This window comes from Pseudomonas sp. N-137 (assembly GCF_034555295.1).
Taxonomy (GTDB): domain Bacteria; phylum Pseudomonadota; class Gammaproteobacteria; order Pseudomonadales; family Pseudomonadaceae; genus Aquipseudomonas; species Aquipseudomonas rhizophila.
This window is the reverse complement of the sequence record NZ_JAXUDQ010000010.1, coordinates 1-13,101: the sequence shown is the minus strand read 5'-3', so window position 1 is coordinate 13,101 and position 13,101 is coordinate 1. Positions and strand designations below refer to the sequence as shown.

Sequence of the window (13,101 nt, the reverse complement as noted above, 5' to 3'; positions counted from 1 at the left end):
CTTGCCCGCGATAGCGTCCGGTCAGGCGCCGGCGATCAACTCCCGCGCCGCCTGGCTGTGATCAGCAATCAACCCCTTCAGGTCCAACCCTTCGACCTGTCCGTCGATGACCCGCCATTGCCCACCGACCATCACCCGGTCCGCCCGGTCCGCGCCGCACAGCAGCAGGGCCGAAACCGGATCGTGACTGCCGGAGAAGCGCAGTTCGTCGAGTTTGAACAGCGCCAAGTCAGCCTGTTTGCCCTCCGCCAGCTCACCGATATCGTTGCGCCCCAGCAGTTGTGCCGAGCCGCGGGTCGCCCAGCCCAGCACTCGCTGCGGGGTGATCGCCTGCGCGCCATAGCGCAGGCGCTGAATGTACAACGCCTGGCGGGTTTCCAGGATCATGTTCGAGGCATCGTTGGAGGCCGAGCCGTCCACACCCAGGCCCAGCGGTGCGCCGGCGGCGGTGAGTTCCAGGGTAGGGCAGATGCCCGAGGCCAGGCGCATGTTGGAGCTTGGGCAATGGCAGATGCCGGTGCCGGCGGCGCCGAGACGGGTGATTTCCTCAGGATTGAAATGAATGCCGTGGGCCAGCCAGGTGCGCGGGCCGAGCCAGCCGACGCTGTCCAGATAGTCCACGGTGCGCAGGCCGAAGCGTTGCAGGCAGAAGTCCTCTTCGTCGAGGGTTTCGGCCAGGTGAGTGTGCAGGCGTACGTCGAGTTTCTCCGCCAGCTCGGCGCTGGCGCGCATGATTTCAGGCGTGACCGAAAACGGTGAGCAAGGCGCCAGGGCAATCTGGATTTGCGCCCCGTCGCCGCGCTCATGGTATTGGCTGATCAACCGCAGACTGTCCTCGAGAATCACGTGGCCCTGCTGCACGGTCTGTTGTGGCGGCAAGCCACCGTCGGCTTCGCCCAGGCTCATGGAACCGCGGGTCAGCATCGCGCGCATGCCCAGTTCACGGACACTTTGCACCTGCACATCGATGGCATTTTCCAAGCCTTCAGGGAACAGGTAATGGTGATCGGCCGCTGTGGTGCAGCCTGAAAGCAACAGTTCGGCCAGCGCCACTTTGCTCGCCAAAGCGAGCTTTTCCGGTGTCAACCGCGCCCATACCGGGTAGAGGGTTTTCAGCCACGGGAACAGGGGCTGGTTCACCACCGGTGCCCAGGCGCGAGTCAGGGTCTGGTAGAAATGATGATGGGTGTTGATCAGCCCCGGCAGGATCACATGTTCGCCGGCGTCGAAGACTGTGTCGCAGGGCTGGGCGGGTTGCTGGCCGGCCCTCAGCAATTCGACGATCACGCCGTTTTGCAGGACAAGACCGCCACGGGCATCGAGGTCGTTGGCCGTGAAGATGGCGAGGGGATTTTTTAACCAGGTACGGGTCGCAGGCATGGTGGCCGGCTCCTCTGAAAGTGGGTTCAGGTTAGCCAGCTCAGTGATGCCCTGTCTGCTGATCCAGGGTCGCCCGTTGGGTAGGGCGAGGTGCTGAGTTTACTCAGGTTGCGGGGCACATTTCCAGAGTTGAACGGGAGCCATGTGGGAGCGAGCCTGCTCGCGATAGCGGTGTGTCAGTCGACATCATGGTGAATGTCAGGCCGCAATCGCGAGCAGGCTCGCTCCCACAGGGGGAAGGCTTGGGTTACCAGGGAATCGTCTCGCCCTTGTAGTTGACGAAATGATGCCCACCCTTGCCGGCAAAGGCATTGACCTGATCAATCAGGCCGCGGGTGCTGGTCTCGACATCAATGTCCGCCCCTTCGCCACCCATGTCGGTCTTCACCCAGCCCGGGTGCAGCGACAGAACCGTCAATGTCTGCTCGCCCAATTGAGTGACAAAGCTATTGGTCATCGAATTGAGCGCCGCCTTGCTGGCCTTGTACAGCGCCAGTTCCGGGGCGTCAGGCATGGTCACGCTGCCCAGCACGGAGCTCATGAATGCCAGCACGCCACTGCCGTCGCGGATCTGGCCGACGAAACGCTGGGCCAGATTGATCGGTGCCACGGCGTTGGTGAAGAACAACTGGCCGACTTCGGCCAGCGTCGCACCGCCGGGGCTCTGGTTGTCAGGGCCTTTGACGCCGGCATTGACGAACAACAGGTCGAAGGTTTCGTCCTTGAGCTGCTGGCTCAGGGTGATGACGGCTTGCTGGTCGTCCATGTCGAGCTTTTCGATCCGCACTGGGCCCAGTGCCTTCAACGCCTCGGCGTTCTGCGGGTTGCGCACGGTGGCGGTCACGCTCCAGCCATCGCTGAGCAGCGTCTTCACCAGGCCGAGGCCCAGGCCCCGGGAGGCGCCAATGATCAATGCGTTTTTTGCCGAATTCATGAGGAGCATCCTTGATGAAAAAAGGTCACGGATTTAATGGACAGCGTTGCCCGAGCCGTTGTTTCAGCTCATGGCGCAACGCGTCGAGTTCGGTCATACGGGTTTCGATCAGGTTCAGTTTGTCTTGCAGCAATTGCGTCACGGCGCAGTCAGGGTCCTGCGCCTGCCACAGGGCGGCGACGCTGGCGCCGATCTCGCCCAGGGTAAAACCCAGGCGCTGGGCGGTCTTGATGTAGAGCACCAGTTGCACCATGTCGGCGGGGTAGTGGCGATAGCCATTGGCGCTGCGCTGCGCCGCGATCAGGCCGCGCTGCTCGTAGAAGCGCAGGGTGTCACGGCTGACGGCACAGGCTTGGGCGAGTTCACCGATGCGCATGGTGGGTCTCCGAAGGGCTTGACCTTGGAGCATACCCCAGGCTTTAGGCTCTTTGCTTCCCAATTATCTGGAGCAAGGTGTATGTGGACTTTGATGCAATATCGCCGGGTGGTGCGCGGCAGCGCCTGGTACGACCTTATCGTGTCGGCCGTGCTGGCCACGCCGTGGAGCTTTGCGGCGTTGCATGGTGTGTTGATGAGTATGACTCAGTTATTTGACCTGCCTGGAGAACTGCCGCCGTTTGCGCCGGCGCATGTGCTGATGGTGAATCTGCTGGGCTCGATTGTTTGCGTGTGGGCGGTGCTGCGGATTCGTGATCCGCAGCCGCTGTACGGGCGTTATGACGCGGCGGGGCGGTTTTTGTTTTCCGCCTGGATGCTGTATGCACTGCTTCATGGGGCCAGTGCGGTGTTGTGGGTTTTCCTGTTTTTCGAGTTGGTGTGGGGCTTGGTTCAGGTATTGCCTGTTCGGGCCTCATCGCGAGCAGGCTCGCTCCCACAGGGAGAGATGGGGCGAGCCTGAAACTGACGGTCACCCCGATCAAATGTGGGAGCGAGCCTGCTCGCGATAGGCGCGCCGCCGTCTACCTCAATGCCCTGCCTGCCAAGGCTGTCCCAGCGACACCGGCGCATACAGCCGCGTGCGCACCGCGTCCCGGGACAGCAACACCAACACCACAATGGTCGCGACGTACGGCAGCATCGCCAGCAAGCTCGATGGAATCGCCAGCCCCAAGCCCTGGGCCACCAGGTGCAGGATGCTGGCGAGGCCGAACAGGTAGGCGCCCAGCAGCAGGCGCCAGACTCGCCAACTGGCGAACACTACCAGCGCCAGGGCGATCCAGCCGCGCCCGGCGCTCATGTTTTCGGCCCACATCGGCGTGTAAGCCAGCGACAGATAGGCACCCGCCAGCCCGGCCATGGCACCGCCGAACAGCACCGCCAGGGTCCGCACCCGCAACACCGGCAGGCCCATGGCACTGGCGGCATCGGGATTTTCCCCCACCGCCTGGATGATCAGCCCGACGCGACTTTTCACAATCACCCAGGCCACCAGGGCGAACAGCGCAAAAGACAGGTACACCAGCAGATCCTGGGCAAACAGCATCCGCCCGATCAACGGGATGTCGCTCAAGTAGGGAATCGCCAGCGGCTCGAACCCCGCCAGCGGCTTGCCGACCCAGGCCGCCCCGACAAAACTCGACAGCCCCACGCCGAAAATCGTCAGCGCCAACCCGGTGGCCACTTGATTGGCATTGAACACCAGCGCTACCAACGCGAACAGCGCCGACAACAGCATCCCGGCGGCCATCGCCAGCAGCACGCCAAGCCACAGGTTGCCGCTGTTGAACGCGACGATAAAACCGATCACCGCGCCGAACAGCATCATGCCTTCCTGGCCCAGGTTCAAAACACCACTTTTCTCGCAGATCAGCTCACCCAGAGCCACCAGCAGCAACGGTGTGCCGCAACGGATCATGGCGTAGAAAATATTGCTCAACAGGTCGATATCCATCACAGCGCTCCTGCCTGTACGGCGGTGGTCCGGGTGCGCCGGGCCCAGCGCAGGTTCAGGCGCGGCCGATACAGGATCAGTACGTCGCAGGCCAACAGGAAAAACAGCATCATGCCCTGGAACAGCTGGGTGATTGCCTGGGGAAGGTTCAGCGACATCTGCGCGCTTTCGCCGCCGATGTACAACAAGGCCATCAGCAGGCTGGCGAACAGAATGCCGATGGGATTCAGACGTCCCAGGAACGCCACGGTAATCGCCGCATAGCCGTAGCCCGGTGACACTTGCGGCACCAGTTGGCCGATTGGCCCGGTCACTTCGCAGACACCGGCGAGCCCGGCCAGTGCACCGCTGATCAACAGCGCCAACCACACCAACGGCTTCTGGCGAAAGCCGGCGAAGCCGGCGGCCCGAGCGTCCAGGCCCAGCACTTTGATCTGAAACCCGACAAAACTTTTCTGCAGCAACACCCAGACCGCCACCAGTGCCAGCAGGGCGAAATACAACCCGGCATGAAGCCGCCCGTCTTCCACCAGCAATGGCAGGCGACTGGCATCGCCGAACATCGCCGACTCCGGAAAGTTGAACCCGGCCGGGTCTTTCAGCGGTCCGTGAACGCAGAACAGCAGCAGGTTAAGTGCGATGTAATTGAGCATGATGCTGGTCAGGATTTCATTGGCATTGAAGCGCGTGCGTAGCCACGCCGTGAGCCCGGCCCAGGCGGCACCGGCGAGGGTGCCGGTCAGCAGAATCAGCACCAGTGCCCAGCGGCTTTGCATGCCGATGATGTTCACCGCGACGGCGCTGCCGGCCAGGGCGCCCAATAGCAATTGTCCCTCGGCGCCAATGTTCCAGATTCGTGCCTGGTAGGCCACCGCCAGGCCGAGGGCGCAGAGCAGGATCGGCAAGGCTTTGACCAGCCATTCGGACACACCGTATAGATCACTGATCGGGGCTATCAACAAGGTGTACAAGGTTTGCAACGGATCATGCCCCAGGACGGCGAACAGCAGCGAGCCACAGCCCAGGGTCAATACGGCGGCCAGCAGCGGCGAGCACCAGAGCATCAGGCGCGATTGTTGGCCGCGGGGTTCAAGAGACAGCAGCATAAAAACTCCGTTAGACCGTCGCGGGATCAGGGGATTGAGGGGCGTCGAACTGGCCGGCCATCCAGCCGCCGACGTCGCTAAGCCGGGTTTGGACAGTGGGCCTCAAGGCGGACAAACGCCCGCCACACAAAGCGCCGAGGCGGTCGCTGATCTGGAACAGTTCGTCGAGGTCTTCGGAGATCACCAGGATGGCGGCACCCGCATCGCGCAAGGCAATCAGGGCCCTGTGGATGGTCGCCGCTGCGCCGACGTCTACGCCCCAGGTCGGATGCGCCGCCACCAGCAGCCTGGGCTGTTGAAGGATTTCCCGACCGAGGATGAATTTTTGCAGGTTGCCCCCCGAGAGGCTGCGCGCCGGGGTTCTGGTGTCGGGCGTCTTCACCCCAAAACGACGGATAATCTCCTCGGCCAGGTGCTCGACCTTGCGCCGTTGAATCAGGCCGCAACGGATCAGTCCTTGTTGGAAGGCGCTGAGCAGGGCGTTATCCGCCAGGCTCAATTGCGGCACGGCGCCGTGGCCCAGGCGTTCGGCTGGAACAAATGCCAGCCCGAGGCGGCGCCGGGCATTGGGGCGCAGATGCGCCACCGGTTGCCCATCGAACCTGATCGTCTCGCCTTTGTGGCGGGGCAGTTGCGTTTCACCGCTGAGTAATGCCAGCCACTCGTCCTGCCCATTCCCCGCCACTCCGGCGATACCGACGATTTCGCCGCTGCGTACCTCAAGGTCTATATCCCGTAACGAGCAACCGAACGGGTCTGGGTTTGGCCATGACAGTTTGTGGATCTCAAGGAACGCTTTGTCTGCGCTGACCTTGGGATAGTCCGCGATCAGCCCGGCCGCTTCGCCGACCATCAACTGCGCCAGTTCCCGGTCCGAGCACTGCGCTGGTGTGCAATGCCCTGACACCCGTCCGCCGCGCAGCACCGTCGCGCTGTGGCACAACGCGCGGACCTCGCCCAACTTGTGGCTGATGAACAAAATGCTGCAGCCTTCGCTCGCCAGGCGCCGCAGGGTCACGAACAGTTCTTCGGCTTCCTGGGGCGTCAGCACCGAGGTAGGTTCATCGAGAATCAGCAGACGGATGTCCTGCATCAAGCAGCGAATGATCTCCACCCGTTGACGTTCGCCAATCGACAAGCTGTGGACCAATCGCTGCGGCTCCAGGGCCATGCCGTAGCGTTGGGAAACTTCGCGAATTCGCGGCTCCAGTTGCGCCGGTGTGCCGGCTGCCGCGCCCATGGCCAGGGCGATGTTCTGCGCCACGGTAAGGGTTTCAAACAGCGAGAAATGCTGGAACACCATACCGATGCCCAGGCTGCGGGCCTGGGCCGGGTTGCGCAGGTCGACCCGTTGGCCTTGCCAGATCACCTCGCCCGAATCGGCTTGGGTAACGCCGTAGATAATCTTCATCAGGGTGCTTTTGCCAGCACCGTTTTCGCCGAGCAGCGCGTGGATCTCGCCGGGCTGGATGCTCAGGTCGATGGCGTCATTGGCCAGGCAACCTGGGTAGCGTTTGCTGATCTTGCGCAATTGCAGGCGCGGGATGGAATCGAGGTCGGACATGACAGGCTCGGGTCAGGGGACATGAATGCCTGTGGATAAAGCAATTTCCTGGCCAGTAGGTCAGGAAATGTCAGCAAGCCCCGCTCTTTGCCTATCGGCTTGGCTTACCCGCCAACACCCTCGCTGTGGATAGGGCACCGCAATGGGGCGAGCAGGTGATAGAGGCGCTGTTTGTGCCCCGAAACGGGTGGTTAAAAAATGATCAGGCGGCTGCGAGCCATGCCTTTCTTGGGACGGCGTGAGCCATGAACGGGTTATCCACAGGATGTTCCACAGTTATTGTGCGCAAGCCTGAAGGTCCGGCATAACCAGCGCCCGGCTTTCTTCTAAAGGTGATAAAACCTCGCAAGCATTTGTTTTTCTGAAGAAATCGTACAGAAAACAGTGCTTTGATCAAAAAACGAACAACAGCCGCAAAGCCGCATGACAGAAGGGTTACAGCGGAATGTGCTCAGGTTATCCACAGTCGGGTGCACAGTGGATGTGGGCAAGTCGCACGATGGCGTTTGCCCTGAAAAGTCGCAGACCCCCTCGCGCTCAACGGGCCAGCAGAATCCGTCCACGGCTCAGGTCGGCCAATTGCTTTTGCAATGTTTCGATCTGCGCTTCACCCACGGCCACCTGCAAGTCCACGCCATTGGCTGTAAAGCTCTCGGTGTTCACCAATCCGCCGCATTCGGCGACCCGCAGTTTCACCAGGGCCAGTTCCGCGAAACCGCAGGTGCAGCGCAGCGCCACACGGCTGATCAACTCAACCTTCTCGGCGTTTTGCAGGCATTTGTTCGCGCCCCCGCCATAGGCCCGGGCCAAGCCTCCGGTGCCCAACTGGATTCCACCGTACCAACGGATCACCAGCACCACGACCTGATCGCAAGCCTGGGCTTCGATGGCCGCCAGGATCGGCCGCCCGGCGGTGCCACCCGGTTCGCCGTCGTCGTTGCTGCGGTATTGGTCGCCGAGTTTCCAGGCCCAGCAGTTGTGTGTGGCGTTCAGATCGCTGTGCTGCTCTATAAAGGCCACTGCGTCGGCAGGGCTGGTGATAGGGGCGGCGAGGGTGATGAAGCGGCTTTTGCGAATCTCTTCGCGGTATTCACAAAAGCCGGTGAGGGTAAAAGGCATGAGGGTCTTAAAAGGTTGGTTTCAGGCCGCAGCCCTTGAGAATGATGCGGATCAGGTTGTCGCCGGCATCGATCATGTCCTGCTTGGTCAGCTTGCTGCGACCGGTCACGCGGCAGATCTGGGTGGCGAAGTCGGCGTAATGCTGAGTACTTCCCCACAATAGAAAGATCAGGTGCACGGGGTCGATCGGGTCCATCTTGCCGGCATCGATCCAGGCCTGGAACACTGCCGCGCGGCCGTTGAACCAGGTGCGATAATCCTGGTTGAAATATTCAGTCAGGCATTCACCACCGCTGATCACCTCCATGGCGAAAAGCCGGGACGCCTGGGGATGGCGGCGGGAAAACTCCATTTTGGCGCGGATGTAGCGGGTCAGGGCTTCGGCCGGATCATCCTCGGCGGTGAGGGTATTAAAGGTGCTATCCCACAACTCGATGATGTTGCTCAGCACCGCCACGTACAACCCAAGCTTGTTGGTGAAGTAATAATGCAGGTTCGCCTTGGGCAGCCCGGCCTTCAAGGCAATGGCATTCATGCTGGTGCCTTTGAACCCGTGACGGGCGAATTCATCTTCGGCGGCCTTGAGGATGGTCTCTTCGTTTTTTTGACGAATGCGGCTGGTGGGCTTGCCACCGTGGGCAGGGACTTCAAAGGTCATGGGCGTTTCCGGGCTGGGTCTGTGGGGCAAGCAAATGCGTTGATAGCGCACCGGCAGCGATCCGACAAGTGCCATCATGCTAAAAGCCTTTCGCTGGGGGCAGGCTAACCCAGCCAATGTCGGACCAAGGGTTAGCGGGTTGCCGCCAGGCTCTGGAGAAAGCTCTCCAGCACCAGATGAGGCCGACGCCCCTTGCGCGTGACTGACGCCAGGCTCAAATCATAGAAACGGGCCGTGGGTTTGAGGGCGCGCAACCGTCCCTGCTGGACCCACAGGCTGGCGTAGTGATCCGGCAGGTAACCGATGTAGCGCCCTGTAAGAATCAGGAACGCCATGCCTTCGCGGTCCGATGCACTGGCAGTGCAATTGAGTGCCTGGTAGTGGGCCTGGATCTCGGCGGGCAGGCGGAAGGTCGGTGCGATGGCATCCTGGCTGTTGAGGCGAGCGTCGTCCAGTTGTTGGTCATCCACATAAAACAACGGATGCCCGACCGCGCAATACAACAGCGAACGTTCGCTGTAGAGCGGTTGATACTCCAGCCCGGAAAGGGCACTGGCCTGGGGCACGACGCCGACATGCAATCGGCCGTCGAGTACGCCTTGCTCGACTTCGTTGGGAGCGATCATGCGAATCTGAATCTGCACGTCTGGACCGCGTTCCTTCAATTGGGCCAGGGCATGGGTGATGCGCATGTGGGGCAGGGTGACGAGATTATCGGTCAGGCCAATGATCAATTCGCCGCGCAAGTGTTGATGCAGGCCGTTGACTTCGGTGCGAAAGCTTTCCAGTGCACTTAATAGCTGCAACGCTGATTGATAGACCTCGCGGCCTTCCTCCGTCAGGGAAAAGCCCGCCCGTCCGCGCTGGCACAACCGTAGGCCAAGACGCTGCTCAAGGTCGCTCATCTGCTGACTGATGGCGGAGCGACCGATCCCAAGCACCGTCTCCGCTGCGGAGAATCCACCGCACTCCACCACGCTGCGAAAAATGCGCAACAGACGAATATCAAAGTCGCTGACTTGGGCCAGCGGATCGGGACGACGCGCGCTCATAGTTTAGTGATCCGCTGACTGAAGGTTAGAAAAGTTGGATTTCATCGACTTTATCGCCGTGGCAAGTTAGCTGCAAGAACGCCTTTGGATCCCTGTCGCTTCTCTCCTGCGAGGTTCTGTCGATGAACATGCCCGAACATGCTGCCGGCTCCCTGGCCAGCCAGCTCAAGCTTGATGCCCACTGGATGCCTTACACCGCCAACCGCAACTTCCAGCGCGATCCACGTCTGATCGTCGCCGCCGAAGGCAGTTGGCTGGTGGATGACAAAGGGCGCAAGGTCTACGACTCGCTGTCGGGCCTGTGGACGTGCGGCGCCGGGCACACCCGCAAGGAAATCCAGGAAGCAGTCGCCAAACAGCTGGGCACCCTCGACTACTCGCCGGGCTTCCAGTACGGCCACCCGCTGTCGTTCCAGCTGGCAGAAAAAATCACCAGCCTGACACCGGGCAACCTCAACCATGTGTTTTTCACCGACTCCGGTTCCGAGTGTGCCGATACCGCAGTGAAAATGGTCCGCGCCTACTGGCGTCTCAAGGGCCAGGCGACCAAGACCAAGATGATCGGCCGTGCTCGTGGTTACCATGGCGTGAATATCGCCGGTACCAGCCTGGGCGGCGTCAGCGGCAACCGCAAGTTGTTCGGCCAGGCGATGATGGACGTCGATCACTTGCCCCACACGTTGCTGGCAAGCAATGCCTATTCCCGTGGCATGCCAAAAGAGGGTGGTATCGCCTTGGCCGATGAGCTGTTGAAGCTGATCGAACTGCACGATGCCTCCAACATCGCCGCGGTGTTTGTTGAACCGATGGCCGGCTCCGCTGGCGTACTGGTGCCGCCTGAGGGTTATCTCAAGCGCCTGCGGGAAATCTGCGATCAGCACAGCATCTTGTTGGTGTTCGACGAGGTCATCACCGGGTTCGGCCGCACCGGTTCGATGTTCGGTGCCGATAGTTTCGGCGTGACCCCGGATCTCATGTGCATTGCCAAGCAGGTTACCAATGGCGCGATCCCCATGGGCGCGGTAATTGCCAGCTCCGAGATCTACCAGACGTTCATGAACCAGCCGACGCCTGAGTACGCAGTGGAATTCCCCCATGGCTACACCTATTCGGCGCATCCGGTGGCATGCGCGGCAGGCTTGGCGGCACTGGATCTGCTGCAAAAGGAAAACCTTGTACAAAGCGTGGCCGAGGTGGCTCCGCATTTCGAGAAGGCCTTGCATGGCCTGAAGGGGGCGAAGAACATCATCGACATCCGCAACTATGGCCTGGCCGGGGCAATCCAGATTGCGCCCCGCGATGGCGATGCGATCGTGCGCCCGTTCGAGGCCGGCATGGCGTTGTGGAAAAAGGGGTTCTACGTGCGTTTCGGCGGTGACACCCTGCAATTCGGGCCAACGTTCAACAGCAAGCCACAGGATCTGGATCGCTTGTTCGATGCGGTCGGTGAAGTGCTGAACAAACTCGACTGACGCGTCCCTCTATATAGCTTTCAATACGGGCGTCCGGCAGCGGGCGCCTGTGGATAACATTCTGGAGTCCCCATGAGCCTCATTGCGCATTTGATCAATGGCGAACTGTTGAGCGACAGCGCTCGTACCGCCGACGTGTTCAACCCTTCCACCGGCCAGGCGATTCATAAGGTGCCACTGGCCGATCGTGCGACGGTTCAGCAAGCTATCGACGCCGCCAAGGCGGCTTTCCCTGCCTGGCGCAACACACCGGCGGCCAAACGAGCGCAGGTAATGTTCCGGTTCAAGCAGTTGTTGGAGCAGAACGAGTCGCGCATCGCCCAGTTGATCAGCGAAGAGCACGGCAAGACCCTGGAAGACGCGGCTGGAGAGCTTAAGCGCGGGATCGAGAACGTTGAATTCGCCTGCGCGGCACCGGAGATTCTGAAGGGCGAATACAGCCGTAACGTAGGACCGAACATCGACGCGTGGTCAGACTTCCAACCCTTGGGCGTGGTGGCGGGCATCACGCCATTCAACTTCCCGGCGATGGTGCCGCTGTGGATGTACCCGCTGGCGATCGTTTGTGGCAACTGCTTCATCCTCAAACCGTCCGAGCGTGACCCTAGTTCGACGTTGCTGATCGCCCAATTGCTTCTGGAAGCCGGGCTGCCCAAAGGCGTGTTGAGCGTGGTGCATGGCGACAAAGCTGCAGTGGACGCACTGATCGAAGCGCCGGAGGTGAAGGCGCTGAGTTTTGTCGGCTCCACGCCGATTGCTGAATACATCTATGCCGAAGGCACCCGGCGCGGCAAACGCGTGCAGGCACTGGGTGGGGCGAAGAACCATGCGGTCTTGATGCCGGATGCGGATCTGGATAACGCCGTCAGTGCGCTGATGGGGGCGGCCTACGGTTCGTGTGGCGAACGCTGCATGGCGATCTCCGTGGCGGTGTGTGTGGGCGATCAGGTGGCGGATGCGCTGGTCGCCAAGCTGGTGCCGCAGATCCAGTCACTGAAAATCGGCGCGGGTACGTCGTGCGGACTGGACATGGGGCCATTGGTGACCGGTCAGCATCGCGACAAGGTCAGCGGCTATATAGAAGATGGCGTATCGGCGGGTGCGTCGCTGGTTGTCGATGGTCGCGGTTTGAGCGTGGCTGGGCATGAGGAGGGGTTCTTCCTGGGCGGCTGCCTGTTTGATCGCGTGACGCCTGAGATGCGCATCTATAAAGAAGAGATTTTCGGGCCGGTGCTGTGCATCGTCCGGGTCAACAGCCTGGAAGAGGCGATGCAACTGATCAACGATCACGAGTATGGCAACGGCACATGCATCTTTACCCGTGATGGTGAGGCGGCGCGGTTGTTCTGCGATGAAATCGAAGTCGGCATGGTAGGCGTCAACGTTCCTTTGCCGGTGCCCGTGGCCTACCACAGCTTTGGTGGGTGGAAGCGTTCGCTGTTCGGCGATCTGCATGCCTATGGTCCGGACGGGGTGCGCTTCTATACCCGTCGCAAGGCCATTACCCAGCGTTGGCCGCAGCGTGCCAGCCACGAGGCGTCACAGTTCGCCTTCCCGAGCTTGTAAGCGGTAGGTGGGTGAAGAGGCCGGTGTCTTTGGACACCGGCCTCTGTGTTTGCGGGGGCTTTTGGCTGTTGTGACAGAAATATGAAAATAGGTGTTGACGGCAAATTCTGGAAGTCTATAATTCGCCCCACTTCCGGCGCAGTCGAAACGAAAAACTCCTTGAGTTTCAATGAGTTAAACGATTTTAGGCAGCGCAGGGCTTCAGGTCATCGAAGCTTGGGAAGCAGTTAGTGGGGCGGTTTTCCTGGCTCCGTTAACGGTTCGATCTTCTCGATCGAAAGCGTCAAAAAGAGGTGTTGACAGCAGCGAGTAACGCTGTAGAATTCGCCTCCCGCTAACGAGAGATCGGAAGCGCAAGT

General features: G+C 60.9%; 12 protein-coding genes. 3 read left to right on the top strand and 9 right to left on the bottom strand.

Annotated features, from left to right (window positions below):
• Positions 1-21: 21 nt before the first annotated feature.
• The 3 genes from T3A99_RS09670 to T3A99_RS09660 all read right to left on the bottom strand — a co-directional run bounded on the left by T3A99_RS09670 (position 22) and on the right by T3A99_RS09660 (position 2,690).
• Positions 22-1,380, bottom strand: a complete 1,359-nt coding sequence (locus T3A99_RS09670) for an 8-oxoguanine deaminase (protein WP_322834246.1) — start codon at positions 1,378-1,380, stop codon at positions 22-24.
• Positions 1,381-1,627: 247 nt separating this feature from the next.
• Entirely contained in the window at positions 1,628-2,314 is a 687-nt protein-coding gene (locus T3A99_RS09665) for an SDR family oxidoreductase (RefSeq protein ID WP_047227426.1), read from the bottom strand.
• A gap of 25 nt (positions 2,315-2,339) precedes the next feature.
• On the bottom strand, positions 2,340-2,690 hold the full coding sequence (locus T3A99_RS09660) for a MerR family transcriptional regulator (protein ID WP_047227427.1): 351 nt from the start codon (positions 2,688-2,690) through the stop codon (positions 2,340-2,342).
• An 81-nt stretch (positions 2,691-2,771) separates the two neighbouring features.
• Between T3A99_RS09660 and T3A99_RS09655 the strand changes: the two genes are divergently transcribed.
• On the top strand, positions 2,772-3,212 hold the full coding sequence (locus tag T3A99_RS09655; protein ID WP_047227428.1) for a hypothetical protein: 441 nt from the start codon (positions 2,772-2,774) through the stop codon (positions 3,210-3,212).
• A gap of 66 nt (positions 3,213-3,278) precedes the next feature.
• Here T3A99_RS09655 and T3A99_RS09650 read toward each other — a convergent pair whose 3' ends face one another.
• From T3A99_RS09650 to T3A99_RS09625, 6 genes are all read right to left on the bottom strand, one after another.
• Positions 3,279-4,205, bottom strand: a complete 927-nt coding sequence (locus tag T3A99_RS09650; protein ID WP_047227429.1) for an ABC transporter permease — start codon at positions 4,203-4,205, stop codon at positions 3,279-3,281.
• Positions 4,205-5,311 carry an ABC transporter permease gene (locus T3A99_RS09645; RefSeq protein WP_047227430.1) on the bottom strand — a complete coding sequence of 369 codons (1,107 nt, stop codon included), beginning with the start codon at positions 5,309-5,311 and terminating at the stop codon, positions 4,205-4,207. Before T3A99_RS09645 ends, T3A99_RS09650 begins: the two co-directional genes overlap by 1 nt.
• Before the next feature lie 10 nt (positions 5,312-5,321).
• A complete protein-coding gene (locus T3A99_RS09640; RefSeq protein ID WP_107321498.1) occupies positions 5,322-6,875 on the bottom strand; it encodes an ABC transporter ATP-binding protein in 1,554 nt (517 codons plus the stop codon).
• Positions 6,876-7,412: 537 nt separating this feature from the next.
• A complete protein-coding gene (locus tag T3A99_RS09635; protein ID WP_076386466.1) occupies positions 7,413-7,994 on the bottom strand; it encodes an IMPACT family protein in 582 nt (193 codons plus the stop codon).
• 7 nt (positions 7,995-8,001) lie between these two features.
• A complete protein-coding gene (locus T3A99_RS09630) occupies positions 8,002-8,652 on the bottom strand; it encodes a TetR/AcrR family transcriptional regulator (RefSeq protein WP_047227433.1) in 651 nt (216 codons plus the stop codon).
• A 131-nt stretch (positions 8,653-8,783) separates the two neighbouring features.
• On the bottom strand, positions 8,784-9,704 hold the full coding sequence (locus tag T3A99_RS09625) for a LysR family transcriptional regulator (protein WP_047227434.1): 921 nt from the start codon (positions 9,702-9,704) through the stop codon (positions 8,784-8,786).
• Between the two features lie 122 nt (positions 9,705-9,826).
• On the opposite strand from T3A99_RS09625, the gene T3A99_RS09620 reads away from it, so the two are divergent.
• A complete protein-coding gene (locus tag T3A99_RS09620) occupies positions 9,827-11,176 on the top strand; it encodes an aspartate aminotransferase family protein (RefSeq protein ID WP_076386464.1) in 1,350 nt (449 codons plus the stop codon).
• A gap of 72 nt (positions 11,177-11,248) precedes the next feature.
• Entirely contained in the window at positions 11,249-12,742 is a 1,494-nt protein-coding gene (locus T3A99_RS09615) for a CoA-acylating methylmalonate-semialdehyde dehydrogenase (protein WP_188252460.1), read from the top strand.
• Positions 12,743-13,101: the final 359 nt, after the last annotated feature.

What these genes read in the sequence shown, in the direction of transcription:
- T3A99_RS09670 (WP_322834246.1), bottom strand. Translation starts at nt 1,380, where the DNA reads ATGCCTGCGACCCGTACCTGGTTAAAAAATCCCCTCGCCATCTTCACG.
- T3A99_RS09665 (WP_047227426.1), bottom strand. Translation starts at nt 2,314, where the DNA reads ATGAATTCGGCAAAAAACGCATTGATCATTGGCGCCTCCCGGGGCCTG.
- T3A99_RS09660 (WP_047227427.1), bottom strand. Translation starts at nt 2,690, where the DNA reads ATGCGCATCGGTGAACTCGCCCAAGCCTGTGCCGTCAGCCGTGACACC.
- T3A99_RS09655 (WP_047227428.1), top strand. Translation starts at nt 2,772, where the DNA reads ATGTGGACTTTGATGCAATATCGCCGGGTGGTGCGCGGCAGCGCCTGG.
- T3A99_RS09650 (WP_047227429.1), bottom strand. Translation starts at nt 4,205, where the DNA reads ATGGATATCGACCTGTTGAGCAATATTTTCTACGCCATGATCCGTTGC.
- T3A99_RS09645 (WP_047227430.1), bottom strand. Translation starts at nt 5,311, where the DNA reads ATGCTGCTGTCTCTTGAACCCCGCGGCCAACAATCGCGCCTGATGCTC.
- T3A99_RS09640 (WP_107321498.1), bottom strand. Translation starts at nt 6,875, where the DNA reads ATGTCCGACCTCGATTCCATCCCGCGCCTGCAATTGCGCAAGATCAGC.
- T3A99_RS09635 (WP_076386466.1), bottom strand. Translation starts at nt 7,994, where the DNA reads ATGCCTTTTACCCTCACCGGCTTTTGTGAATACCGCGAAGAGATTCGC.
- T3A99_RS09630 (WP_047227433.1), bottom strand. Translation starts at nt 8,652, where the DNA reads ATGACCTTTGAAGTCCCTGCCCACGGTGGCAAGCCCACCAGCCGCATT.
- T3A99_RS09625 (WP_047227434.1), bottom strand. Translation starts at nt 9,704, where the DNA reads ATGAGCGCGCGTCGTCCCGATCCGCTGGCCCAAGTCAGCGACTTTGAT.
- T3A99_RS09620 (WP_076386464.1), top strand. Translation starts at nt 9,827, where the DNA reads ATGAACATGCCCGAACATGCTGCCGGCTCCCTGGCCAGCCAGCTCAAG.
- T3A99_RS09615 (WP_188252460.1), top strand. Translation starts at nt 11,249, where the DNA reads ATGAGCCTCATTGCGCATTTGATCAATGGCGAACTGTTGAGCGACAGC.